Source organism: Streptomyces pactum (assembly GCF_002005225.1).
In the GTDB taxonomy this organism is placed as follows: Bacteria; Actinomycetota; Actinomycetes; order Streptomycetales; family Streptomycetaceae; genus Streptomyces; species Streptomyces pactum_A.
In genome coordinates this window covers 202100-226516 of record NZ_CP019724.1, presented here as the reverse complement: position 1 = coordinate 226516, position 24417 = coordinate 202100, and the positions used below count along the sequence as shown (strand labels likewise).

Here is a 24417-nt window from a genome sequence, read left to right as displayed (position 1 = left end):
GCCAGGACGGGCTGGACCGCGCCTGGACGGACATGGACGGACCTGGACGGGTCGCTGTCCCGGACCACTGGCGCGGTTCCTCGGCCGCGTCACCGGCCCGGATGGGGCCCGGCGTCCCACGCGTACCTGCGACCACGGGCTGCCGACCCCTTTGAAAGCAGCGGGTCCCTGACGAAGCTGCCCGGCCGGCCTGTGGCGCGGGCGCGCCGGGCCGAGCACGGCTCCGGCGCGCCGCACCTCCCGCACCGGTTTCGACAACAGTGTCCGCCCACCGGGCTGTTCGTCCGTCGTGGTGTCCGCCCACCGGGCTGTTCGTCCGTCGTGGTGTCCGCCCACCGGGCTGTTCGTCCGTCGTGGTGTCCGGCGCCGGGCTGTTCGTCCGTCGTGGTGTCCGGCGCCGGGCTGTTCGTCCGTCGTGGTGTCCGGCGCCGGGCTGTTCGTCCGACGTGGTGTCCGGCACTGGGCCGTCCGAGCGCCGGAGTCGCGCGCAGTGGTCGTGCGACCGGGCGGCACCCGGGTTCCGCTCCCGCCCGGCCCCTTCCGGACAGCCGGCCGGGCCCGGGGCGCGCACCCGGGTGAGGGCCTCGCGCCGCCCCCTGGGTCCCGGTGCCGATGCGCGGGCCCGTGCCGGGCGGTCCGGGCCCGGGCGCGCACGCACGGGTGCGGTGGCGCGTACGCCCGGATCCGCCCCCCGGGTGTCCGGCGCGGCGGCCCGCAGGGTCGGGCAGGGCGGTCGGGCCCGGGTCGAGCCGGCGTCGAGTGCGCTCGCCCTCCGCGCGGGCGCGCCGCACTCCGCTGCGGATTCGAGCGGCGTTCGAGGAACGGGCGAGCCGTTCTCCACCGGATCAGGACACCGTCCGTGGTGAGCCTGTACGGGCCGGCGGGCCGCGGCCTCCCATGGCCTGCCGCCCGCCTTCCGGACGACGTCTGAGACGAGAGGGGTGTGCTGGATGTATCTCGCGCCCGTGCACCGTATGGCCCAGCACACGGAGGTGGACGCACCGGCCGGGGTGCTCTACGGCCTGATCGCCGACGCGTTGCGCTGGCCCGTCTTCCTGCCGCCCACCGTCCACGTCGAACAGCTCGAGTTCGACGGCGAGTCGGAACGGCTGCGGATGTGGGTCACCGCCAACGGCGAGATCAAGTCCTGGACGACACGGCGCGTCCTCGACCCCGTGGCACACCGCGTCGACTTCCGCCAGGAGGTCCTGCCCCGGCCCGTGACCTCCATGGGCGGCAGTTGGACCGTCGAGCCGCGGGGCCCCGAGCGCTCCCTGGTCACCCTCCGCAACGACTTCTCCGTCGACGGCAACGCGCGCACCGACGTCGACTGGGTGAAGCGGGCCACCACCGCCAACAGCCACGCCGCCCTCACCAACCTCCGTCGGCTCGCCGAGCGCTGGCGCCGCCTCGACGACCTCGTCCTGTCCTTCGAGGACACGGCTCTCCTCGACGCGCCCGTCGAGCCGGTCTACGACTTCCTGCACCGGTTCGGCGACCGCCCCGACGCGGTGCCCGGCGCCACCGGGATCGACATCACCGAGCGCGGGCCCGGGGTGCAGCTCATGACCGTGGAGCTGGCCGGCCCCGACGGCACGGCGCGGACGACCGAATCGGTCAGGATCGGCTTCCCGCACGCCGGACGCATCGTCTACAAGGACATCCGGGACACCGAACAGCCCGCACTGCTGGCGGCGCACACGGGGGAGTGGTCGGTCGACCCCAACGCCTGGGGCACGGGCGTCACCGTCACCGCGCGACACCACGCGGTGCTCGACGAGGACGGCGTACGCGAGCGGTACGGCGACGGCGCGGACGCGGTGCGGCTCGCGCGGCAGGCGCTGCGCTCGCGGCTCGTGCGGGAGAGCGGCCTCGCGCTGCGGCTGGCCGGGGAGCACGTCGCCGGCGCACCGGCCCGCGGAGCCTGAGCCGCGCCGCCGCCCGGCCGCCGAAACCCCGTGCCCATGTGCCGAACGCGCCCGTCCGCGCCCGCCGGACGGGCTGAAGCCGGAGGTCCCACGTGAACCACAGCCTGACCGCGGGTGCCGGCACGTCCGGGGCCGCAAAAACGCCCGCCGCCCCCCGCGCCCTCCAGGTGTCCGGTGACGGGTCCGCACGCGCCCAGTACGTCGAGGACCTGCTCGGTGACCCCTTCGCCGCCGGCAACCCGCACGGCCAGCAGGCGCTGCTCGCCGCCGACGAACGGCGCGAGGCCCCCGCGGCCACCGAGGAACTGCTCCATCGCTTCGGCCTCGCCGCCGAGTTCGTGCCGAAGGCCCTGGGCGGCCGCCTCACCGGCGTCGAAGGGCTCGCCCAGGTGCTGCGGCCGGTCTTCCGGCGGGACGTGGCGCTCGGCTTCGGCGCCGGGATGACCGCCCTGTTCGCCGCGTCCGCGGTGTGGACCGCCGGCGACGAACGGCAGCGCCAGGACACCGCGCGGCGGCTGCTCGGCGGCGGCCGCCTCACCATCCTGCACCGCGAGTTCGCGCACGCCAACGCGATCCTGCGCGGCGAGTACACCGCGCGCCCCGCACCCGGCGGCGGCTATGTGGTGGACGGCCGCAAGGAAGTCGTCATCAACGCCGACCGCGCCGACACCTTCGTCTCCTACGTCCGCACCGCGCCCGGCGACGGCCCGGACAGCCACTCCGTGTTCCTGCTCGAGACCGGCCGGCTCCCCGCGCACGCCGTGCACCGGCTGCCCCGCGCCCGCACCCACGGCATGCGCGGCGCCCACTACGCCGGACTCGAACTCGCGCACTGCCCCGTGCCCGCCGACGCCCTCGTCGGACAGGTGGGCCAGGGCGTCTCCCTGGCCCTGCGCACCTTCCAGGTCAGCCGGGCGCTGGTGTCCGGCGGCGCCCTGGTCGGCGGGATGGACAGCGCACTGCGCTACGCCGTCCGGGCCGTCGGCGAGTCCCGCCGCGGCCTGGAACCGCACGGCCGCCGCGGCCGGGTGCTCGCCGGGGTCTTCGCCGACCTGCTCGCCTGCGACAGCCTGGCCGTCGCCGGGCTGCGGCTGCTCGACCTGGCGCCCGAGCACGCCCTGGTCCCCTCCGCGGCCGTCAAGTACGCCGTGTCCGCGCTGCTCCACGAGGACCTCGACGAACTCGCCGCGGTGCTCGGCGCCCGCGGCTACGACCGCGGCCCCACCTACGGCGGCTTCCAGAAGCTGGTGCGCGACCTGCCGGTGGCCGGGCTCGGACACGCCGGCACCGCCGACACCCAGGCCGTCCTCGTCCCCCACCTGCGCACCCTCGCCCACGCCACCTGGCGCGGCGAGGCCGGACACGAAGCGCCCGCCGCGCTCTTCACCCCCGGCGCCGGGGACACCGCCCTCGACTTCCGGCGGCTGGACGCCGAGCCCCGCGACCCGCACCACGGCTGCGACGGACTGCTCGCCGCGCTGCTCGGCGCCGCCGCCCGGCTCGACGGCAAGCGCGAACGCGGCCCCAGGTGGGCGGCGCTCGCCGACCTCGCCCGTGCCTTCGCCGCCGAGGTGCGCCGGCTCGCCGAGCGGTGCGCCACGCTCCTGGGGCGCCCGGCCGCCGGGGCGCTCGCCCCGGCCGCCTACGTCCTCGTCGACCGCTACTGCCTGCTGATCGCCGCCGCCTCCTGCCTCGCCGTCTGCGAGAACGCCGATCCCGGCGCTGTGGACGGGGGCCTGCTCGCCGAACCCGACTGGGCGCTGCTCGCCCTGACCCGGTTCGGCCGCCGGCTCGGCCTGGAGGTCCCCGGCCTGCCCGACGGCCTCACGCGGGACCTCGCGGCCCGGCTCGTGGACCGCTACCGCAGCGGACGGAGCTTCGACCTCTACGGGATGCGGCTCGCGTGAGCCGCGGCCCCGGCAGAAACGGTTCGGCCCGGCCGGGGGCGGACCGGCCGTCCAGGGGACACGGCCCGGACCGCAGGACGACGCAAGGAGGCGAACGCCATGCACCACAGTGAGCCCGCACCCGCACCCGCACCCGCACCCGCACCCGAGCCCGCGCCCGCGCCCGCACCCGCACCCGCACCCGCACCCGAGCCCGCACCCGAGCCCGAGCCCGCACCCGCACCCGAGCCCGCACCCGAGCCCGCACCCGTGCCCGCACCCGTGCCCGCACCCGTGCCCGCGCCCGAGCCCGTGCCCGAGCCCGTGCCCGTGCCCGCGCCCGAGCCCGCACCCGAGCCCGTGCCCGTACCCGTGCGCAAGGGCGGCGGCCGCGTCACGGACGACATCGACGCCCGCGACGCCGTCGGTGTCCTCGACACCCTGCGGCGCCTGGGCGCCCTGGGCGCCCTCGCCGTCACGCACGGCTCCGCCGTCCCGCCGCCCGTGCACATTCCGCGTCCGGACAGCTCGTGGCTGCGGGTCCGCGAGGACCTCGCGGACCGCGGCGTCACGGTGGCGTACGCGACCTGGACCGAGTGGTTCCCCGCGGTGCTCACCACGCCGCGCCTCAAGCCCCTGCTCGGCGGGGACTGGAACCGCTACGCCGGGACCCACGACCCCGCCGTCCGCTGCCGGTTCGCCGCGTCCCGGCTGCTCGTCAAGTACACCGCGGCGGCCGCGCTCGGCATCGGGCCGGAGGACATCGACATCGCCTACCGGCTCGGTGGCCGCCCCTACCTGCGCGGCCTCGACCAGATCGAGGTGGGCCTGACGCACACCGGTGAGCTGATGGCCGTGGGGATCAGCCGGGTGGGCCGCATCGGCCTGGACGCCGAGTGCGCGGACCGGCGCTTCGACCTGGGCCTGATGCGCAACCGGATGTGCACCCCGGCCGAGGCCGCCGAACTGGACGCGCTGTCCCCGGACCAGCAGGCGGCGTGCGTGCTGCGGCTGTGGACGCTGAAGGAGGCGTACACCAAGGCGCTCGGGCAGGGCATGCGGCTCGCCTTCACCGAGTTCGGCTTCGGCCTCGCTCTCGGCGGCCTGCGCACCCCCGACGGCGCCGCCGCCCTCGGCGAGGAGTGGGCGTTCGCCACGCACCCGGTGCTCGGCCGCTACCTGGTCAGCGCGGCGTGCCACGACGCCGGACTCGACCCGGCCGGGGACACCTCGGTCGGCACCATGCTGGACCGGCGGCTGCTCACGGCGATGACCCCGCCCGCGGACCAGGACCCGGCCGTCGACATCTGAGCACCTCCGGCCCCGAGCACCTCCCGCCCCGAGCACCTCCCGCCCCCGCGCGCTCCGGCCCCGCGCGCTCCGGCCCCGCGCGCTCCGGGCCCGAGCACCTCCGGGTCCCGCTCGCGCTCGGTCCCGCTTGCGCTCGGTCCTGCTCGTGTCCGGTCCCGCTGGTGTCCGGTCCCGGCTGGTGTTCAGCCCCGCTTCGGGGGCTCTCCCTCGGTGAACAGGACCCGGAACGCCAGCTCGCCCATCCGCCACCCGGCGGCTGTCCTGCGGGCCTCGCCGGAGGCGAGCGTGCCCGCGCGGAACAGCGGCGGCCGGTCCCCGCCGGGATGGTGGACGTGCGTGGTCAGCACGTTGGCGCGGAACACGGCCCGGTCCCCCGTGACGGTCACCACCGCCGGCGAGCCCAGGTGCTGGGTGCACGCGAACGCCGCCAGCGAGGCACGGTGCCACTCGGCGAGCCCGGCGCGCCCCTGGTGACGGCTCACCGGGAAGGTGACGACCGCGTCCTCGGTGAACAGGCTCCGGGCCCATGCGTCATCGGGCTCCTCGTCGTCGAGCGTGACCAGATAGCGGCCCAGGAGTTCCGCGACCAGGGCGGCGTCGGCGGAATCGGTGACCGGGGCCGAAACGGCGGGCAAAGGGTTGGAAGTCACCGCCCGAGCATGGCGCCGACCGCCTCCCCGAGACCAGATTCCTGCCAGAGATCTGACATTACCGGCAGAGTTCTGTAGTGGATTGCGCAAAGCCTGTACCGCACTCGCTTTACCGTTTCTCCGTGGTCCGGCGATACTCATCAAACACCAGTCGGAAGAGGGCAGATGGATACCTTTGACGCGGACGTGATCATAGTAGGAGCAGGGCCCACCGGACTCATGCTCGCGGGCGAGTTGAGTCTCAACGGAGTCTCCGCCCTGGTCGTGGAACGGCTTGCCGAACCCATCAGGGAATCTCGCGCCCTCGGCTTCTCCGCGCGCACGATCGAGGAATTCGCGCAGCGCGGACTTATTTCCCGGCTCGGTGACGTCGACGTCATTCCGTTCGGTCATTTCGGCGGTGTGCCGCTCGACTACCGGGTCCTTCCCAATGGTTCGTACGGCGCCCGCGGCATCCCCCAGTCGCGGACCGAGGCCATGCTCGCCGGCTGGATCGCGGAGCACGGCGTCGAGGTGCGCCGCGGCGTCGAGGTCACCGGCGTCGAGCAGGACGACGACGGGGCCGGCGTCCGCACAGCCACCGCGGACGGCACCCGCACCCTCCGTGCCCGCCACGTCGTGGGCTGCGACGGCGCCCGCAGCGTCGTCCGCACCAGCGCCGGGATCGACTTCCCCGGCACCGCGCCCACCGTCGAACTGCGCTTCGCCGACGTCACCGGCGTGCAACTGCGCCCCCGCTTCAGCGGCGAGCCGGTGCCCGGCGGCATGGTCATGGTGCTGCCGCTCGGCCCGGACCGCAGCCGCGTCATCTACTACGACCGCGCGCAGCCGATGCGCACCAGCCCGGACCCGATCACCTTCGAGGAGGTCGCCGAGGCGTTCCAGCGGCTGTCCGGCGAGGACATCAGCGGTGCCACACCGCTGTGGGTCTCCTCCACCACCGACGTCAGCCGCCAGGCCGCCCAGTACCGCAAGGGCCGCGTCTTCGTCGCCGGCGACGCCGCCCACATCCACCTGCCGATCGGCGCCCAGGGCATGAGCGCCGGCATCCAGGACGCCGTCAACCTCGGCTGGAAGCTCGCCCTCGACATCAAGGGCCAAGCCCCCCAGGGGCTGCTCGACACCTACCACGCCGAGCGTCACCCGGTCGGCGCCCGCATCCTCGCCAACACCCTCGCCCAGCGCACCCTCTACCTCGGCGGTGACGAAACCGGGCCGCTGCGCCAGGTGTTCACCGAGCTGGTGCGGCACGAGGAGGTGCAGCGCCACCTGGTGGGCATGGTCACCGGGCTCGACATCCGCCACGACGTCGGCTGCGAGGGCCACCCGCTGCTCGGCCGCCGCCTGGAGGACAAGCAGGTCACCCGCGACGGCGTGAAGCAGAGCGTCTTGAGCCTCCTGGAGCCGGGACGCGGCCTGCTGCTCGACCTCGCCGGCAGCGCCGAGCTGCGCGCCGCGGGCCGGGGCTGGTCCGACCGGGTCGACACCGTCACCGTGCAGGGCACCGACGGCGGCTGGGGCCTGGGCGGCATCCTCGTCCGCCCCGACGGCTACGTCGCCTGGGCGGGCGCCCCGGGGGACGGCCCCGCCGCCGGCGCCACGGGCATGCCGCTCACCGACGCGCTCGCCCGCTGGTTCGGCCCCGCCCGCTGACCAAGGGCCCGGCCCGGCCGCACGCCCACCACCGAGGACTTCGAGGAAGCGAGAAGACCATGCCGATCATCTGTGCCGAGGACAACTACCTGACCGTCCTCAACCTGTTCACCACCGACACCCCCGAGCACCAGGAGCAACTGCTCACCGAGATGGGGAAGATCGTCGACGCGGCCGCCTACGAGGGATGGATCTCCTCCACCGTGCACGCCGGGCAGGACGTCCCCGGGACCGCCAACCTCATCCAGTGGCGCAGCGGCGAGGATTTGGAAAAGCGTTACGCCGGTGAGGAGTTCAAGCACCGCACGCTGCCCGTCTTCCGCGAGATCACCACGGCCATCCGGCTGCTGCAGAACGAGATCGTCTTCTCCCAGACCCACCCCTCGCTCGAAGGGCGCGTCCAGGTCTCGCCGGACCGTGACGACTACACGGCCATCGAGGTCCACCGGGTCGGCGAGGCCGACCAGGCCGAACTGGTCAAGCTCCTGGGCGAGGGCCAGGACTGGCTCGTGAACGTCCCCGGCTACCGCTCGCACAGCGTCTTCAAGGGCCTGCGCGCCATGTTCGTCGAGGGCGCCTTCGCCGTCGTCTACTCGCAGTGGGACAGCAAGGAGAGCTACGAGGCCTTCCGCGACCTGCCGCACGCGCGCAAGCCCAGGCCCCGCCGCACCAACGACGAGCGCATCGCCGAGCTGAGGACCGAGTACGACGCGAACACCTACCGCGTCGTGCACACGCGCGCCGCGGGCGAGTAACCCCGCCCGCGCCGAGCACCGGCCCGCCCGCGCCGAGCACCGGCCCGCCCGCGCCGAGCACCGGCCCGCCCGCGCCGAGCACCGGCCCGCCCGCGCCGAGCACCGGCCCGCCCGCGCCGAGCACCGGCCCGTCCGGCCCGTCCGGCCCGTCCGGCCCGTCCGGCCCGTCCGGCCCGTCCGGCCCGTCCGGCCCGTCCGGCCCGTCCGGCCCGTCCGGCCCGTCCGGCCCGTCCGGCCCGGCCGTGCCGCACGCGCCCTCCGCCCTCCCACCGCCCCCCACCGCAGCCACCGGCCCCCTCCGCCCCCACCGCAGTCACCGGACCCCCCACCGCAGCCACCGGCCCCCCCACCGCAGTCACCGGACCCCTCCGCCCCCACCGGACCGCCAAGGAGCGAAACCCTATGCACAGCACGCTGATCGTGGCCCGTATGGCGCCCGGTGCGGGTGCGGACGTCGCCAAGCTGTTCGCCGAGTTCGACGCGACGGACATGCCGCACCGCATGGGCACCCGGCGGCGCCAGTTGTTCGCCTTCAACGGCCTGTACTTCCACCTGCAGGACTTCGACGAGGACAACGGCGGCGAGCTGATCCAGGGCGCCAAGGACGACCCGCGCTTCGTGCGGATCAGCGACGACCTCGCACCGTTCATCGCCCCCTACGACCCGGCGACCTGGCGCTCCCCGGCCGACGCCATGGCACAGCGCTTCTACCGGTGGGAGGCGTCCGCCTGAGCGGACGGCGTGCCGTCCACGGCGGACCGAGCCCGCGGCCCCGCCACAAACGATCAGCCTGGGCGCAACCGCCCCGAGAACCGAAGGAAGTACCCATGGCCAGTATCCAGTTCACCCTCGACGACCTCAGGCGGATCCTCCTCGAGGCCGCGGGCGCGGACGAGAACGTCGACCTCGCCGGAGACATCCTGGACACCACGTTCGAGGTGCTCGGCTACGAGTCCATCGCGCTGCTGGAGACCGGCGGCCGCATCGAACGCGAGTACGGCATCGTCCTGGACGACGACGACCTCGGCGACGACATCACCCCGCGCGACCTGATCGACGTCGTCAACGCCCAGTTGCCCCTGTCCGGAACCCGGGCCGCCTGAGAGGAGCACCCCCATGTCCGACACCACCCGCAGGGTCGCCCTCGTCACCGGCGCGACCAGCGGCATCGGCCTGGAGACCGCCCGCCTGCTGGCGCGGCAGGGGCACCGGGTCTTCATCGGCGCACGCGACGCGGACAACGTCGCCCACACCGCCAAGGCACTGCGCGAGGAGGGCCTGGACGTCGACGGCCGGCCGCTCGACGTCCGCGACGCCGCCTCCGTCAAGGAGTTCGTCGACGGCGCCGTCGCCGCCTTCGGCACCGTCGACGTACTCGTCAACAACGCCGGACGCTCCGGCGGCGGCCCCACCGCGGACCTCACCGACGCGCTGTGGGACGACGTCATCGACACCAACCTCAACAGCGTCTTCCGGATGACCCGCGAGGTCCTCACCACCGGCGGCATGCGCGCCAAGGACCGCGGCCGGATCATCAACATCGCCTCCACCGCCGGCAAGCAGGGCGTCGTCCTCGGCGCCCCCTACTCGGCCTCCAAACACGGCGTCGTCGGCTTCACCAAGGCCCTCGGCAACGAACTGGCACCGACCGGCATCACCGTCAACGCCGTCTGCCCCGGCTACGTCGAGACGCCGATGGCCCAGCGGGTACGGCAGGGCTACGCCGCGGCCTACGACACGAGCGAGGACGAGATCCTCAAGAAGTTCCAGGCCAAGATCCCCCTGGGCCGCTACTCCACCCCCCAGGAGGTCGCGGGCCTGGTCGGCTACCTCGCGTCCGACACCGCCGCCTCCATCACCTCCCAGGCCCTCAACGTCTGCGGTGGCCTCGGCAACTTCTAGCACCGCCCGCCCCCCCCCGGGGGAGTGTTGCTCCCCGCCGCCCGCACAGCCCGTACCACCGAGGAGAAGCCGTCATGACGACTCGTGAGGTCGAGCACGAGATCACCATCAGCGCGCCCGCCGCCGCCGTCTACCGCCTCCTCGCCGAGGTGCCCAACTGGCCGCGGATCTTCCCGCCCACCATCCACGTCGACCGCGAGGAGAGCGAGGGGAACCAGGAGCGCATCCGCATCTGGGCCACCGCCAACGGCGAGCCCAAGACCTGGACCTCGCGCCGCACCCTCGACCCCGGGGCCCTGCGCATCACCTTCCGCCAGGAAGTGCCGGCACCACCGGTCGCGGCGATGGGCGGCACCTGGATCGTCGAACCCCTCGACGAGGGCACCTGCCGCGTCCGGCTCGCGCACGACTACCGGGCCCTCGGCGACGACCCGCACGACCTGCTGTGGATCGAGCGGGCCGTGGACAAGAACAGCACCGGCGAACTCGCCGCCCTCAAGGAGAACGTCGAGCAGGCGCACGCCGCCGAGACACAGGAACTGACCTTCTCCTTCACCGACACGGTGACGATCGACGGCTCGGCCAAGGACGCCTTCGACTTCGTCAACGAGGCCGGGCTGTGGCCCGAGCGGCTCCCGCACGTGGCCCGCGTCCGCTTCACCGAGGACACCCCCGGCCTGCAGGAGCTGGAGATGGACACCCGCGCCCAGGACGGCTCCACACACACCACCAAGTCCTACCGGGTCGTCCTGGGCCACCACCGCATCGCCTACAAGCAGGTCACCCTGCCGGCACTGATGACCCTGCACACCGGCGTGTGGACCTTCCAGGAGAGCGACGAGGCGGGCACGACGGCCAGCTCCCAGCACACCGTCACCCTCAACACCGCCAACATCGCCCGCGTCCTGGGCCCTAAGGCCACCGTCGCCGACGCCCGCGCCTACGTGCACGGCGCGCTGAGCACCAACAGCCTCGCCACCCTCGGCCACGCCAAGGACTACGCCCAGCGGAACCGCTGACATGGCCGGCGCCCCGCACCCGCACGCCCCCACGCCGCGCACCTCGCCCGCGAAGACGGCCGACACCCAGGTGATCGTCGTCGGTGCGGGCCCGGCCGGCCTGCTCCTCGCCGGTGAACTGGCCCTGCGCGGCATCCAGGTGACCCTCCTCGAGCGGCGCCACGGCCCCACCACCGAGTCCCGCGCCTCCACGCTGCACGCCCGCACCATGGAACTGCTCGACAGCCGCGGCCTGCTCGCGGACCTCGGCAGCCCGCCGTGCGAGCCGCGCGGCCACTTCGGCGGCATCCCCCTGGACCTGACCCTGCCCGGCCCCTACCCCGGGCAGTGGAAGGTCCCCCAGACCAGGACCGAGTCCGTCCTGGAGGAGTGGGCCCTGGGGCTCGGCGCCGACCTCAGGTGCGGCCACACCCTGCACGCCGTGGCAGACCGCGGCACCCACGTCGAGGCCGCCGCCACCAGCCGCCACGGACAACACGTCACACTGCGCGCCGCCCACCTCGTCGCCTGCGACGGCCAGGACTCCACGGTGCGCCGCCTGCTCGGCGCCGACTTCCCCGGCACCCCGGCCACCCGGGAACTGCTGCGCGCCGACGTCGAGGGCATCGACATCCCCGACCGGCGCTTCGAACGGCTCCCCGGCGGCCTCGCCGTCGCCGCCCGCAACCCGGCGGGCGTGACCCGGGTCATGGTGCACGAGTTCGGCGCCGCGGTCCGCGAACGCGCCGGCGACCCGCACTTCGACGAGATCGCCGCCGCCTGGAAGCGCGTCACCGGCGAGGACATCACCGGCGGCACCCCGCTGTGGGTCAACCACTTCGACGACGAGAACCGGCGCCTGGCCCGTTACCGGCACGGCCGCGTCCTGTTCGCCGGGGACGCCGCCCACCGCCAGATGCCCATCGGCGGCCAGGCCCTCAACCTCGGCCTCCAGGACGCCTACAACCTCGGCTGGAAGCTCGCCGCCGCCGTCGACGGCACCGCACCCGCCGGACTCCTGGACACCTACGGCACCGAACGCGCCGCCGTCGGCGCCGCCGTCCTCGGCAACATCCGCGCCCAGGCCCTGCTGCTGCTGGGCGGCCCCGAGACCGAGCCGCTGCGCACCGTCCTGGCCGAACTCGTCGCCCACGACGACGTACGCCGCCACCTCGCCGCGATGATCAGCGGCCTCGACGTGCGCTACGACGTCGGCGGCCCCGAGCACCCGCTGCGCGGCGCCCGCCTGCCGCACCTGCGGCTGCGCACCGGCGCAAGCGTCTGCAGCACGGCCGAACTGCTGCGCTCCGGGCGCGGGCTGCTCCTGGGGCTGGGCGCCCCGCCGCCGCCGGCCGGCACCGCCCTGGCCGACCGTATCGACACGGTCACCGCGCGCCCGGCCCCGGGCTCACCGCTCGCGGACACGCCCGCCGTCCTGGTCCGGCCCGACGGCCACGTCGTCTGGACCGGCGGCAGGGACGGCGACGGGCTCGCCCAGGCGGTCGCACGGTGGTTCGGTCCCCCCTGAGAAGCCGCTGCCGGCCCGCGCGGCGGGCCGCCCCGGCACCGCCAGCCCCCGGCCCGTACCGAGCACGGACCACTGATGACTGAGAGGGATCCCACGACCATGCAGGACACCACGATGGACGCCGACGTCATCGTCGTAGGCGCAGGCCCGACCGGACTGATGCTCGCGGGCGAACTCCGCCTGGGCGGAGCCGAAGTGATCGTGCTCGACAAACTGGCCGAGCCCACCGGCCAGTCCCGGGGCCTGGGCTTCACCGCCCGCGCCATGGAGGTCTTCGACCAGCGCGGACTCCTGCCCCGCTTCGGGCAGGGCGAGAGCCTGGAGGTCAGCCCCGTCGGCCACTTCGGCGGAGTCCAGTTCGACTTCACCGCCCTGGAAGGCGCCCACTTCGGCGCCCGCGGCATCCCGCAGAGCCAGACCGAGGCGGTCCTCGCCGCGTGGGCCGCCGACCTCGGCGCCGACATCCGCCGCGGCTGCGAGTTGCTCGCCCTCGCCGACGGCTTCCTCGACGGCGACCACGTCGAGGTCACCGTGGCGACCACGGACGGCGTACGGCGGCTGCGCGCCTCCCACCTGGTGGGCTGCGACGGCGGCAAGAGCACGGTGCGCAAGCTCGCCGGCATCGGCTTCCCCGGCACCGAGGCGACCCGCGCGATGTTCCTCGCCGACGTCACCGGCTGCGACCTCAAGCCCCGCTACCTCGGCGAGACCCTCCCCAACGGCATGGTGATGGCCGCCCCCCTCAAGGAGGGCGTGCACCGCGTCATCGTCTGCCCGCACGGCGCCGCCGCCCGCAGCGCCGACGACACCGTCACCTTCGAAGAGGTCGCCAAGGCCTGGGAGCACATCACCGGCGAGGACATCAGCGGCGGCGGCGCCGAGTGGGTCAGCTTCTTCAGCGACGCCACCCGCCAGGCCGCCGAGTACCGGCGCGGCCGGGTGCTGCTCGCCGGGGACGCCGCCCACATCCACCTGCCCGCCGGCGGGCAGGGCCTGAGCACCGGCGTGCAGGACGCCGCCAACCTCGGCTGGAAACTCGCCGCCGTCGTCACCGGCCGGGCCGGCGAGGACCTCCTGGCCACCTACCACGCCGAGCGTCACCCGGTGGGCCGCCGCCTGCTGATGAACACCCGCGCCCAGGGCATGGTCTTCCTCGGCGGCGACCAGGCCGAGCCGCTGCGCCGGATCCTCACCGAACTCACCGGCTACGACACGGTCCGCCGCCACCTCGCGGGCATCGTCTCCCACCTCGACATCCGCTACGACATCACCGCCACCGCCACCGCCACCGGCGCCGATGCCGCCACCGGCGCCGATGCCGATGCCGATGCCGGTGCCGGTGCCGGTGCCGGTGCCGGTGCCGGCCATCCGCTGCTCGGCCGCCGCCTGGGCAAGCTCCCGCTGACCGGACCCGGCGGCGAGAGCGACACCTTCCGGCTGCTGCACGCCGGACGCGGCGTCCTGCTCGACCTCGCCGACGACCCCGGCGTGCGCGCGGCCGCCGCAGCCTGGACCGGCCGCGTCGACGTCGTGACGGCCACCGCCCGCACGGCCGACCGCGGCGCCGTGTTCGCGGGCGCCGAGGCGGTGCTCATCCGCCCCGACGGCCACGTCGCCTGGACCGGCACCGGCGGCGCCGCCGGCCTGGGGACCGCCCTCGCCCGCTGGTTCGGCACGCCCGCCCGGGCATGACGCACGCGCCAGGGGTGCCGCCCGGTGGCCCGGGCGGCACCCCTGACACGTTGTCCGGGCGCCTACCGCGGGCTCGCCTCCACGACCGAGATCGCACCCGGCGTCTGCACGATGCGCTCCAGCCGGAAGCCCGCCCGGGCCAGCAGCTTTCCGTACTGGGCCCCCGTGCGCTCCTTGCCGCCCACGAGCAGCATCAGCCACAGGTCGACCAGCTTCGAGGGGTGGGCGGCGTTCGGCTTGTCCGGCACGACCATCTCCATCAGCAGCAGCCGCCCGCCCGGCCGCATCGCGGCCCGCACGTTGCGCAGGATCTCCAGGGCCTGCTCCTCGGGCCAGTCGTGCACGATGTGCTTGAGGACGTAGGCGTCCCCGCCCCCGGGCACCGGCCCGAACAGATCGGCGGCCACCACCCGACAGCGGTCGGCGACCCCCTGCTCGGCCAGGTAGTCCGCCGCCCCGTTCGCACCCGCCCGGGGATCGGAGAGGATCCCCCGCACGCCCGGCGACTTCCGCAGGATCCCGGCGAGCAGCTCGCCGCGGCCCGCGCAGAAGTCGACGACCGTGCCGAACCGCGAGAAGTCGTACGCCGCCAGGACCGGCTCGCTCTCGGTGGCGGACATGGCGCCCATGCCCTTCATGAACACCTCGCCGTACTCCGGCTCGGCCTCCAGGAACTCGAAGGCCGTCATGCCGCGCAGCTTGGGCAGGCTCGGCTCGCCGGTACGCACCGCGTCCACGAAGTGCGACCAGTCCTCCCAGTGGACCGGGTGGCCCATCAGCACCGCGATGCCGCGCATCGACACCGGCGCGTCCTCGAGCAGCGCGGCCCCCATCGCGGACAGGGCGAAGTCGCCGTTCCCGCGTTCGGCGAAGACGCCGTTCGAGGCGAGCAGCCGCATCAGCCGGTGCAGCGTCTCCGGGTGGGCACCGACACGCTCGGCGAGCCGTTCGGCGGGCAGCGGACCGTCCCTCAGCGCCTCGGCGACGCGCAGCTCCGCGGCGGCGTAGACGGCCTGGCTGAGCATGGCGCCCTGGACCATCTCGAGCAGCGAGAACGGTGCGGGGGCCAGCCTCCGTGCCAGCCGCTGCAGACCGGTACGCACGCCTTCGACGGCCCGCACGACGCGGGCGGGCGGCAGGGGCATGGGTTCCTCCGTGGTGGACGGCGGGCGGCCGGGTGGCTTGCCCGCGGGCGGGCAGGGCGGCGCGTACCCGGCTCACGATCCCGGGCGCGCCCTGGACACCCACGGTCCGGTGCCTCGGACGGGCCGCGCTCGCAGCCGACTCGAGCGGGCGCCGGCAGGAGGCTCCAGCCGGTCCCCACCCGCGCTCCGGGGGCGGTCGAGGCCACCCGGTGACGATCGGGACCGTCCGTCTCGGCCATGGCCGACAAGAGTCCCGGAGGGGGCCGATCCCGTGAAGAAGCTTGCCTCGTCTGCCGCACTGTCGGAACGCGCCGACCGCATCGCCCAGCGCTCCCGCGCCGACAACTGGAAGAAACCCCCGCGGCGCATCGAGTCGTCCGAGTGCATCACCTGCGACAGTTGCCTGCGCGGCTGTCCCGCGGAGTTCGGCGCCATCTTCGACCGGGGCCTGGACGTGGTGATCGTCCCCGAACTCTGCTCGGGCTGCCCCGCCTGCGTGCTCGAGTGCCCGGTCGACTGCATCTACGTCGACGAGGACTGGTCCCCGACCGACGACGCGATGTGGAACCACATCGAACTCACCGCCGAGAGGGCCGCATGAAGGAACCCGCGGGGCGCCACGAATCCCGCCGCGCCGTCAACGCCAGAAAGCGGATCAGCCGCCGTCCCAGCAGGCTCGGCACCCCCGCCGGCAGCACCGCCAAACCGGACCGCGTCGGTGACCTCGACGCCGGATTCCCCGGACTGCTGGGGCACGTGTGGCGGCGGGCACGGGAGGCCGAGGACCTGCGCACCACTGTCGACGTGCTGCTCACCCTCGACGGGCACGTCCCCGGCGACATCCAGTTGCGGGCCCTGAACTCCACGGAGCAGGCCGCCCTGACCGCCCTGTGCGGCCTGAGCTGGCGCGATCCGGACGACGCGGACGGCGGCGTCACCGACGCGGCGGCCCCCGCGCCGGCGGACCCCGACGCGGCGGGCCCCAGGCCGGCGGACCCCGACGCGGCGGACCCCGCGCCGGCGGACCCCGACGCGGCGGACCCCGGGCCGGCGGACCCCGACGCGGCGGGCCCCAGGCCGGCGGAGCCCAGGCCGGCCCCCGGCACGCCCCAGCCCCCCGCCTTCCTCGGCGAGATCGGCCTCAGCACCACGGGCCGCATCGCCCTGCGCGTCCCCGGCGCCCGCCCCCTCGACCCCCGCACCCTGGTCGGCGGTGTGCGCCGCGTGCCGTACGACCGCGCCGCTCTCGCCGCCTACCGGCGGGAACTCGACCACGCCCGGGAACGGAACGCCGCCCGCGCCGCCGACTGCCGCGCCTGGCTCGCCGGGCAGGGACCCCAGGGCCGCCGCGCGCTGCTCTCCCAGGCCCGCGAGGCGGCCGTGCGCACCGCCCCGTTCGTCCTCTACCAGGAGGACACGCAGTACACGAACTTCCGCGACCACAACACCCTGACCGGCAAGACCCTGTGGCCCGGCCACCCGCACTGCGCCCTCAGCGCGCTCGAGGACCTGCCGTTCGACCTGTGGTCGGACCAGGACACCCAGGTACTGGTCTGCCTCACCCTGCTCATCCGCTCGGCCGGCTTCGGACGGATCGAGGAGGCCAACGGCACCCAGCTCACCGTCGACCACGTCGCCCACACGCTGGAGCGGGTACGCCGCGCCTACCGTGCCGTACCCGGCGTCGAACCGGTGCCCGCCGCCGCCTCGCACCGCGTCGCCGACCTCGACCGGCTCGCCGTCGCACTGCGCGAGCGCCGCCGGGAGGTGGGCCGGCACGCCCAGTTGTACCGCGAGATCCACGGGCCGCTGATGCACAAGGTGGAACGGGTGGCCGCCGCTGCCGGCCCCACCGCCCGGGCCCGCCAGGACGCCGTCGCCGAACGCCTGCGCACCAGGCTGGCGCTGGCCGGCGCCACGCTCGCCGACCTCGGCCGGACCCTGGCCGCCGCGCCCGGCTGGCTCGCCGAACCCCACGGCGCCTTCGGCACCGGCCTGGAGTCGCTGGTGCACGAGACCGTGGCCGCGACCGCCGACGTCTTCGGCGCCGACTTCGCGATGAGCCGCGGCATGCGCTCGCTGCCCGACCTGGTACGGGCCCTGCGCGGTGAGAACTGGGCGGCGATCTGCGACTGGGACATCACGCACTTCTTCTGCTGCGTGGTGCCGCGGCCCGAAGCGGCCGCCCACTTCGGCGGCTCCCAAACCGCGCTCGCCGACGCGGCCTGGGCGATGTCCTCGCGCATGCAGTACAACTCCTGGCACTTCGTCGCCGGCAACCTGCCGCGAAAGCCCGAGGTGCTGGCCCGCGACCACTTCGTGCCGCCCGTCATCCCGGACCTCGCCTACTTCTCGGACCAGCACCACCACGGGCACGTCAGCAACAACGTGCGCTTCTCCATCCGTTCCCCGCAGGCCGTCGAGGTCGACGGACGCCGCTTCGACGGCTTCATGGACCTCAGACTGCTGCGCTGCGCCGGCGACCCGTTCGGCGAACAGGACCTGCTCGCCGCCCACCAGGTGTCCGGATTCATCGCCCGCGCCACCTCGCTCGCCGCCTCGCTCGCCGCCGCCGGCACCACACTGGAGGTCACCGCGTTCGACTCCGGCTGGCACTGGACGGCCGTCACCGGCCAGGGGCCCGCGGCACCCGGAGCCCTGGCCGGCCAGATCCGCCGAGCGTCGTGAAAGGAGAGGCGATGACCGCCCGCGGCGTCAGCCACACCGGACAACTCCTGCGACGGGGCGAGCTGTCCGCCCTCGAACACACCACCGCCGTCCTGGACGCCATCCGCGAACAGGACACCCTCGACGCCTACGTGTCCGTCGCGGGCGAGGAGGCACTGCGCGCGGCCGAACGCGCGGACGCCCGGATCCGCAAACTGGGCGCCGACGCCTGGCGGACCATGCCGCTGCTCGGCGTCACCGTCTCCGTCAAGGACCTGCTGCAGACCCACGACCTGCCCACCGCACGCGGCTCGCTGCTGCCCAACGACCGGCCCCGCCGGGACACGCCCGCCGTGGCCCGGCTGCGCGCCGCCGGGGCCGTCGTCGTCGGCAAGACCGCCACCTCCGAATACGGCTGGAGCGCCTCGACCGTCAGCCGGGCCGCCCCGCCCACCCGCAACCCCTACGACCCGCGCCTGAGCGCGGGCGGCTCCAGCGGCGGCGCCGCGGCCGCGGTGGCCACGGGCCTGTGCGACGGCGCCCTGGGCACCGACGGATCCGGATCGATCCGGATCCCCGCCGCGTTCTGCGGCGTCGTCGGCTACAAACCGTCCCTGGGCCGCATCCCGTACGTCCCCAACAGCGCCGACCGGCTCGCCCACCAGGGCCCCCTCGCCCGTACCGTCGCCGACGCCGCGCTGCTCGCCACGGTCATGGCGGGCCCGCACCCGGCCGACCCCGACTCCGGCCTCGGCTCCCTGGACGCGCCGCGCACCAAACGGGTACTGAGGATCGGCTGGATCGAGTACGAGGGCACCGCCGACGAGGTCCGCCACGTCACCGAACCCGCCCGCCTGGCCCTGCGGGCACAGGGCCACCTGGTCGAGGACGTCGAGGTGCGCTGCGCCCGCCTGTACCCCGCCCTCGTCGACCTCCTCGCCGCCTTCGAGGCGGCCGGGGCCCGCCCCGAGGACGACGAACGGGCCGACCCCGGCCGCCTGGAGGTGATCCGGCACGGGCGCACGCTCGGCGGCGCCGACGTGATCCGGGCCGAGGAGGTCCGCCAGGGCCTGCGCGCCACCCTGCGCACCGTCATGGACCACTACGACGTCCTCGCCATGGCCACCGTGCCCGTCGAGCCGTTCGCCACCGGCGCCTTCGCCCCGCCCTGGGCGGCCGACGCCCGGGACCTGCAGTGGCTGGCCTGGGCGCCCGCCTCGTACCCCTTCAACATGACCGGCCAGCCGGCCCTGTCGCTGCCCGCCGGCCTCACCCGCTCCGGCCTGCCGGTGGGCCTGCAACTGGTCGGGCCCGTCGGCGCCGACGACCTGGTCCTCCGGCTCGCCGGGCACCTGGAGTCGGACCTCGGCACACCGGTGCCGCCCCACCCGCGCGTTCTGCAGCCCGCGGCCGCCCGGTAACCCACGCCCGAGGAAAGGACGTTCCCATGTACGCCAGGTCATGGTCCTCGCCCGCCGCGCAGGGCAGCGTCGGGCGGCCCTCGTTCGTGGCCGGTCACGGGCTGTGGGACCAAGCCCGCATCGCCGCCGCCGAGCTGATCGAGGCGAGCCTCGCCGACCTCGACCTCGTGCGCCTCGTCTTCGGCGACCCCCACGGTCTGGCCCGCTCCAAGACCCTCACCGCCGAGGCGTTTCGCGGCGTGCTGCGCAACGGCATGAACTTCAGTCCCGGGCCGTACCTCTTCGACACCGGCCACGCCGTCGCCGTCGACTTCCTCGGCGAGCACGGCATCGGCGTCGACGAGATCGCCGGCGCCGGGAACTTCATCCTGGTCCCGGACCCCCTCACCTTCCACGAGCTGCCCGGCGGCGACGCCCGCACCGCCTGGGTGATCGGCGACGAGTACCTGCGCGACGGCAGCCCCCACCCGCTCTCGTCACGGGCCGTGCTGCGCCACGTCGTCGACCGCTACACCGAGCGGGACCTCGCCCCCGTCCTCGGCCTCGAAGTCGAGTGGTACCTCACCCGCCGCCTCGACGACGCTCCCGGCAACACGGGCAACGGCTTCGGACTGCAGGGCCGGCCACCGCGCGTGGCCGCCCTGAACGCCGGCTACCAGTTCAACCTCGACGGCCACTACGACACCGTCGCCCCCCTCACCGACCCGCTCGCCCTGCACCTGCTCGCCCTCGGGCTGCCGCTGCGGTCGATGGAGCACGAGTCGGGGCCCGGGCAGGTCGAGACGACGTTCAGCCCGATGTCCGCGCTGGACACCGCCGACGCGATGCTGCTCTTCCGCACGGTCACCAAGAGCTGGTGCGCCCGGCGCGGGCACCACGCCTCCTTCATGTCGCAGCCGCTCCTGGACGCCGCCGACCCCAGCGGCTGGCACCTCAACCAGTCCGTCGCACACCTCGCCTCCGGCAGCAACCTGTTCGGCACCGAGGACCCCTCGGACGGCCTGTCCCCGCACGGCAAGGCGTACGCGGAGGGACTGCTGAACTGGGCCCGCGACCTGTTCCTGCTCTCGGTGCCCACCGTCAACGGCTACCGTCGCCTGGCCCCCGAACACACCCTCGCACCCACCCGGCTCGGCTGGAGCCAGGAAGACCGCAGCGCGATGGTCCGCGTCGTCGGCCACGGCGCCGGCGCCCACCTCGAGAACCGGATCGGCGAGCCGTGCGCCAACCCCTACCTCGCCATCGCCGCCCAGCTGTTCGCGGGCCTGGAGGGCCTCACCGCCCCGGCCGCACCCGCGGACGCCACCGGTGCCGCGCCCTGCCACGGCACCGGCGGCGTACCGCGGCACCTGCGCGAGGCCCTCGACGCCTTCCGCGCCGGCCGCGCCGCCCAACTGCTCGGCGAGCCGCTCACCGCCTGCCTCACCAAACTCAAGGAGAGCGAACTGCGCCGCTACGAGGCCTGGTGCCTGCAGGCCGCACCCGCGCCCGGACGGGTCACCGAGTGGGAGCAGCGGGAGTACTTCGGCGCCTACTGACCCCGCCGGACCACAGCTTCCCCCCCCCAACCCTCCCCGCCCCTCCTGACGAAGGCCTCGCATGCTTGCCCGATACACGCTGCCCGAGATGGCCCACCTCTTCACCGACCGCTCCCGCTACGCCACCTGGGTGCGGGTGGAGATCCTCGCCTCCCAGGCGCAGGCCGCCCTGGGCCGCGTACCGCACGAGGCGGTCGAGGACATGCGCCGCGCCCGCGTCCCGGACCCCGAGCGGGTCGCCGAGATCGAACGGGAACGCGACCACGAGGTGCTCTCCTTCCTCGCCGCCTACTGCGAGGACATCCCCGCCTCCTCCGCGTGCTGGGTGCACCACGGCATGACCAGCTACGACCTCGTCGACACCGCCCTGGGCCACACCCTGGCCCGCGCCACCGACCTGCTCACCGGCGCCACCCGGCGGCTGCGCCGGGTGCTGACCGAACGGGCCCTGGAGCACTGGGACACCGTCATGGTGGGCCGCACCCACGGCGTGCACGCCGAGCCCACCACCTTCGGGCACAAACTCGCCGGCCACGCCTTCGCCGTGGACCGCTCGCTCGGCCGGCTCGCCGCCGCCCGCGAGGCCGTCGCCGTCGGCACCGTCTCCGGCTCCGTCGGCACCTACGCGCTGATCGACCCGCGCGTCGAGGAGCACGTCCTGGCCGCCCTGGGCCTGGCCGCCGAGCCCGCGCCCAGCCAGGTCGTCGCCCGGGACCGGCACGCCCAGCTCCTGCAGGCCGTGGCCACACTGGGCGCCTGCGTGGAACAGATCGCCCTGGAACTGCGGCTGCTGCAGCGCACCGAGGTCCGCGAGGTCGAGGAACGGCGCACCGGCGCCTACCAGGGCTCCAGCGCCATGCCCCACAAACGCAACCCCACCACGAGCGAACGCCTGTGCGGGCTGGCCCGCCTGCTGCGCGGCTACGCCGACACCGCGGTGGAGAACGTGGCGCTCTGGCACGAACGCGACCTCGCCCACCAGTGCGTGGAGCGGGTGATCCTGCCCGACAGCCTCTGCGCCGGCCACTTCCAGGTCACCAGGGCCGCCGACCTGGTGGCCTCGCTCACCGTCGACGCCGACCGGATGCGCGCACACATCGACCAGACCGACGGCCTCGTCCACAGCTCCGCGGTCCTCGCCGACCTCCTCGGCGAGGGCATGGAGCGCGAACACGCCTACCGCAGCGTGCAGGCCGCGGCCGGCCACACCCTGGCGACGGGCGAGCACTTCGGCGCGGCCCTGGCCAAGGAGGGCATCGGCCCGGCCCCCCTCGGTGCCGAGCGCTTCCTCGTCCACCACGATGTGATCCGCACCCGTCTGGAGAAACTGCATGAACTGGAAGACTGACCGCGTCGAGGGGGCCGCCCTCGACCCGGCCGAAGTCCTCGCCGTCTACCACGCCTCCGGCCTCGCCGAGCGGCGCCCGGTCGAGGACCCAGAACGGTTCGCCGCCATGGTCGCGAACGCCAACCTCGTCCTGGCCGCCCGCGACGAGGAGGGCACGCTCCTGGGCATCGTGCGCGCCATGTCCGACTTCTCCTACGTCACCTACGTCTGCGACATCGCCGTCGTACGGGAGCGCCAGCGCTCCGGCATCGGCCGCGCCCTGATCGACGCCACGCGGGAGGCGGCACCGGCCGCCAAACTGGTCCTCCTGTCCGCGCCCGCGGCCGTCGACTACTACCCGCACATCGGGTTCACGCGCCACGCGTCGGCCTGGGTCCTCAACCCGTAGCACCCGGCTCCCACCGGGTCAGCGGGGCTGTACCGGGGCTCGACCGCGCCCTTTTAGATTCACGGTCGGGGCGGGCCCCGTGCCCGCGGCGCCACGGGCGGCCCGCACCCCGTGCCGCCCGCCGCCGCACACGCCCCGCGCACCGCACCGGACCCCGGGGGAGGCATGACCCACACATCGGCACAGGCGCTGCTCGACACCCGCCCGCCCGCCGGCCCCGCCCCGGCCCTCCCACGGCCCGCGCAGGAGCACGAGCCGGCCGCCACCGGCCCCGGCGCGGCCGTATCGATGCCCTCCGGGCGGCGCGTCCTCGTCGTCGACGCCGACACCGCCTGCGCCGACTCCCTGGTCACCCAGTTGCGCCGGCACGGCCACGAGGCCCTCGGCGTCCGGCGCGGCCAGGACGTGCTGCGCGCCCACGAGGACGCCGACCTGGTCCTCCTCGACCTCGAGCTGCCCGACCTGGACGGCCTGGAGGTCTGCCGCGCCCTGCGCGCCGTCAGCCGGGTGCCGGTCATCATCGTCACCGCCCGCGCCTCCGAACTGGACTGCGTCCTCGGCCTGCAGGCGGGCGCCGACGACTACGTCGCCAAGCCGTACGGCCTGCGCGAGCTGATGGCCCGGATCGAGGCGGTGATGCGGCGGGCCGCATGGCAGCCCGCCGCCGCCCGCGAGCTGCGGCACGGCCGGCTGCACATCGACGTGGGCTCCCGCGAGGTCCTGGTCGGCGGCGAGGAGGTCGCCCTGACCCGCAAGGAGTTCGACCTCCTGTGCCTGCTCGCCTCGCACCCGGACACAGTCATCCCGCGCAAGCAGCTCCTCCAGCGGGTCTGGGGCGACTCGTGGTCCCGCCGCACCGTCGACACCCACGTCAGCAGCCTCCGCGGCAAGCTGGGCGACAGCGGCTGGATCGTGACGGTGCGCGGTGTGGGCTTCATGCTGGGCAAGCCCTGACGGCCCTCCGCACAGGACGTTCGAGCGTTTCTCGAGCCGGTCTCATGCGCTCCGGCCGACTCTGGGTGAGGCGTGATCACCTGAACGCGCCGTTCCGCTTACCCGATGGGGAGACGAACATGCAGATCCGCTCGCGTCTGACCAAGTCCGGCCTGCTGGGCGCCGCCGCCGTGGCCGCCCTCGCCTTCTCGGCAGCCCCGGCCTCCGCGGCGCCGGCGGTGACCGCCTCGCCCGGCAGCGGCCTGTCCGACGGCCAGTCCGTGACCGTGACCGGCACCGGCTTCCCGGCGGGCGCCGAGGTCGCCGTGGCGCAGTGCCGGGAGAACACCACGTGCACCGACACGCTGACGAGGGCCACCGTCGGCGCCGACGGCGGCTTCACCGCCCCCTACACGGTGCGCGAGCAGTTCACGGCCACCGACTGGAGCACCGGCACCGGCACCCCCGTGACCGTGGACTGCGGCACGCAGCAGTGCCAGTTGGTCGCCTACCAGGAGAGCACCGGTCCGGTCGGCACCGGCATCTCCTTCGGCTGAGCCGGCCCGCCGGGCCCGAGCCCACCGCGCGGTGCCCGCGACCGGCACCGCGCGGTGGGCTCGCTCGTGTCCCGCCGCGCCGGCACGGGGCGCCGCGGATCCCGGCGAGGACACGTC

The 24417-nt window shown here is 74.7% G+C and carries 21 protein-coding genes; 19 read left to right on the top strand and 2 right to left on the bottom strand.

All coding sequences use genetic code 11. The features are described 5' to 3' along the window. Positions 1-974 precede the first annotated feature (974 nt). From B1H29_RS00845 to B1H29_RS00835, 3 genes are all read left to right on the top strand, one after another. Positions 975-1928: an aromatase/cyclase gene (locus B1H29_RS00845; protein WP_234393210.1), complete on the top strand. Its 954-nt coding sequence runs from the start codon at positions 975-977 to the stop codon at positions 1926-1928. Positions 1929-2020: 92 nt separating this feature from the next. Continuing rightward, on the top strand, positions 2021-3835 hold the full coding sequence (locus B1H29_RS00840) for an acyl-CoA dehydrogenase (protein WP_107095403.1): 1815 nt from the start codon (positions 2021-2023) through the stop codon (positions 3833-3835). A gap of 99 nt (positions 3836-3934) precedes the next feature. Next, positions 3935-5125, top strand: a complete 1191-nt coding sequence (locus B1H29_RS00835; protein ID WP_244209013.1) for a 4'-phosphopantetheinyl transferase family protein — start codon at positions 3935-3937, stop codon at positions 5123-5125. A 182-nt stretch (positions 5126-5307) separates the two neighbouring features. Here B1H29_RS00835 and B1H29_RS00830 read toward each other — a convergent pair whose 3' ends face one another. Next, complete coding sequence (locus B1H29_RS00830; protein WP_055422200.1) at positions 5308-5775, bottom strand: nuclear transport factor 2 family protein; 468 nt, start codon at positions 5773-5775, stop codon at positions 5308-5310. 186 nt (positions 5776-5961) lie between these two features. On the opposite strand from B1H29_RS00830, the gene B1H29_RS00825 reads away from it, so the two are divergent. From B1H29_RS00825 to B1H29_RS00785, 8 genes are all read left to right on the top strand, one after another. Then, the gene (locus B1H29_RS00825) at positions 5962-7428 is read left to right on the top strand and encodes an FAD-dependent monooxygenase (RefSeq protein WP_324611061.1); all 1467 of its coding nucleotides are present in this window, start codon (positions 5962-5964) and stop codon (positions 7426-7428) included. Positions 7429-7487: 59 nt separating this feature from the next. Beyond that, a complete protein-coding gene (locus B1H29_RS00820; protein ID WP_055422202.1) occupies positions 7488-8183 on the top strand; it encodes an antibiotic biosynthesis monooxygenase family protein in 696 nt (231 codons plus the stop codon). A 402-nt stretch (positions 8184-8585) separates the two neighbouring features. Beyond that, entirely contained in the window at positions 8586-8915 is a 330-nt protein-coding gene (locus tag B1H29_RS00810) for a TcmI family type II polyketide cyclase (protein WP_055422203.1), read from the top strand. Between the two features lie 95 nt (positions 8916-9010). Continuing rightward, entirely contained in the window at positions 9011-9286 is a 276-nt protein-coding gene (locus B1H29_RS00805; RefSeq protein WP_055422204.1) for a phosphopantetheine-binding protein, read from the top strand. Positions 9287-9299: 13 nt separating this feature from the next. Further along, the gene (gene fabG / locus B1H29_RS00800; RefSeq protein ID WP_055422205.1) at positions 9300-10085 is read left to right on the top strand and encodes a 3-oxoacyl-ACP reductase FabG; all 786 of its coding nucleotides are present in this window, start codon (positions 9300-9302) and stop codon (positions 10083-10085) included. A 74-nt stretch (positions 10086-10159) separates the two neighbouring features. After that, a complete protein-coding gene (locus tag B1H29_RS00795) occupies positions 10160-11104 on the top strand; it encodes an aromatase/cyclase (protein WP_055422206.1) in 945 nt (314 codons plus the stop codon). Position 11105: 1 nt separating this feature from the next. Then, positions 11106-12611 (top strand): FAD-dependent oxidoreductase, encoded by a 1506-nt coding sequence (locus B1H29_RS00790; RefSeq protein WP_079159926.1) that lies wholly within the window; start codon positions 11106-11108, stop codon positions 12609-12611. 99 nt (positions 12612-12710) lie between these two features. Further along, positions 12711-14303, top strand: coding sequence for an FAD-dependent monooxygenase (locus tag B1H29_RS00785; RefSeq protein WP_234393211.1), 1593 nt, complete (start codon positions 12711-12713; stop codon positions 14301-14303). Between the two features lie 62 nt (positions 14304-14365). On the opposite strand, the gene B1H29_RS00780 is transcribed toward B1H29_RS00785, so the two are convergent. Continuing rightward, positions 14366-15448, bottom strand: a complete 1083-nt coding sequence (locus tag B1H29_RS00780; protein WP_079159925.1) for a methyltransferase — start codon at positions 15446-15448, stop codon at positions 14366-14368. A gap of 271 nt (positions 15449-15719) precedes the next feature. Between B1H29_RS00780 and B1H29_RS00775 the strand changes: the two genes are divergently transcribed. From B1H29_RS00775 to B1H29_RS00740, 8 genes are all read left to right on the top strand, one after another. Continuing rightward, entirely contained in the window at positions 15720-16049 is a 330-nt protein-coding gene (locus B1H29_RS00775) for a 4Fe-4S dicluster domain-containing protein (RefSeq protein ID WP_055422207.1), read from the top strand. Next, positions 16046-18136, top strand: a complete 2091-nt coding sequence (locus B1H29_RS00770; RefSeq protein WP_055422208.1) for a hypothetical protein — start codon at positions 16046-16048, stop codon at positions 18134-18136. The genes B1H29_RS00775 and B1H29_RS00770 overlap by 4 nt, the downstream gene beginning before the upstream one ends. Before the next feature lie 11 nt (positions 18137-18147). Further along, the gene (locus tag B1H29_RS00765; protein WP_079159924.1) at positions 18148-19536 is read left to right on the top strand and encodes an amidase; all 1389 of its coding nucleotides are present in this window, start codon (positions 18148-18150) and stop codon (positions 19534-19536) included. 26 nt (positions 19537-19562) lie between these two features. Then, entirely contained in the window at positions 19563-21074 is a 1512-nt protein-coding gene (locus tag B1H29_RS00760) for a glutamine synthetase family protein (RefSeq protein ID WP_055422209.1), read from the top strand. 61 nt (positions 21075-21135) lie between these two features. Continuing rightward, on the top strand, positions 21136-22422 hold the full coding sequence (gene purB, locus B1H29_RS00755) for an adenylosuccinate lyase (protein ID WP_079159923.1): 1287 nt from the start codon (positions 21136-21138) through the stop codon (positions 22420-22422). Then, positions 22406-22810, top strand: a complete 405-nt coding sequence (locus B1H29_RS00750) for a GNAT family N-acetyltransferase (protein ID WP_055422210.1) — start codon at positions 22406-22408, stop codon at positions 22808-22810. The genes purB and B1H29_RS00750 overlap by 17 nt, the downstream gene beginning before the upstream one ends. Before the next feature lie 165 nt (positions 22811-22975). Then, a complete protein-coding gene (locus B1H29_RS00745; protein ID WP_079159922.1) occupies positions 22976-23764 on the top strand; it encodes a response regulator transcription factor in 789 nt (262 codons plus the stop codon). 119 nt (positions 23765-23883) lie between these two features. Then, entirely contained in the window at positions 23884-24300 is a 417-nt protein-coding gene (locus tag B1H29_RS00740; RefSeq protein ID WP_055422211.1) for an enediyne antibiotic chromoprotein, read from the top strand. Positions 24301-24417: the final 117 nt, after the last annotated feature.

Coding starts and splice junctions, on each gene's coding strand:
- B1H29_RS00845 (WP_234393210.1), top strand. CDS start 975: ATGGCCCAGCACACGGAGGTGGACGCACCGGCCGGGGTGCTCTACGGC.
- B1H29_RS00835 (WP_244209013.1), top strand. CDS start 3,935: ATGCACCACAGTGAGCCCGCACCCGCACCCGCACCCGCACCCGCACCC.
- B1H29_RS00820 (WP_055422202.1), top strand. CDS start 7,488: ATGCCGATCATCTGTGCCGAGGACAACTACCTGACCGTCCTCAACCTG.
- B1H29_RS00810 (WP_055422203.1), top strand. CDS start 8,586: ATGCACAGCACGCTGATCGTGGCCCGTATGGCGCCCGGTGCGGGTGCG.
- B1H29_RS00805 (WP_055422204.1), top strand. CDS start 9,011: ATGGCCAGTATCCAGTTCACCCTCGACGACCTCAGGCGGATCCTCCTC.
- fabG (WP_055422205.1), top strand. CDS start 9,300: ATGTCCGACACCACCCGCAGGGTCGCCCTCGTCACCGGCGCGACCAGC.
- B1H29_RS00795 (WP_055422206.1), top strand. CDS start 10,160: ATGACGACTCGTGAGGTCGAGCACGAGATCACCATCAGCGCGCCCGCC.
- B1H29_RS00790 (WP_079159926.1), top strand. CDS start 11,106: ATGGCCGGCGCCCCGCACCCGCACGCCCCCACGCCGCGCACCTCGCCC.
- B1H29_RS00785 (WP_234393211.1), top strand. CDS start 12,711: ATGCAGGACACCACGATGGACGCCGACGTCATCGTCGTAGGCGCAGGC.
- B1H29_RS00780 (WP_079159925.1), bottom strand. CDS start 15,448: ATGCCCCTGCCGCCCGCCCGCGTCGTGCGGGCCGTCGAAGGCGTGCGT.
- B1H29_RS00770 (WP_055422208.1), top strand. CDS start 16,046: ATGAAGGAACCCGCGGGGCGCCACGAATCCCGCCGCGCCGTCAACGCC.
- B1H29_RS00765 (WP_079159924.1), top strand. CDS start 18,148: ATGACCGCCCGCGGCGTCAGCCACACCGGACAACTCCTGCGACGGGGC.
- B1H29_RS00760 (WP_055422209.1), top strand. CDS start 19,563: ATGTACGCCAGGTCATGGTCCTCGCCCGCCGCGCAGGGCAGCGTCGGG.
- purB (WP_079159923.1), top strand. CDS start 21,136: ATGCTTGCCCGATACACGCTGCCCGAGATGGCCCACCTCTTCACCGAC.
- B1H29_RS00750 (WP_055422210.1), top strand. CDS start 22,406: ATGAACTGGAAGACTGACCGCGTCGAGGGGGCCGCCCTCGACCCGGCC.
- B1H29_RS00745 (WP_079159922.1), top strand. CDS start 22,976: ATGACCCACACATCGGCACAGGCGCTGCTCGACACCCGCCCGCCCGCC.
- B1H29_RS00740 (WP_055422211.1), top strand. CDS start 23,884: ATGCAGATCCGCTCGCGTCTGACCAAGTCCGGCCTGCTGGGCGCCGCC.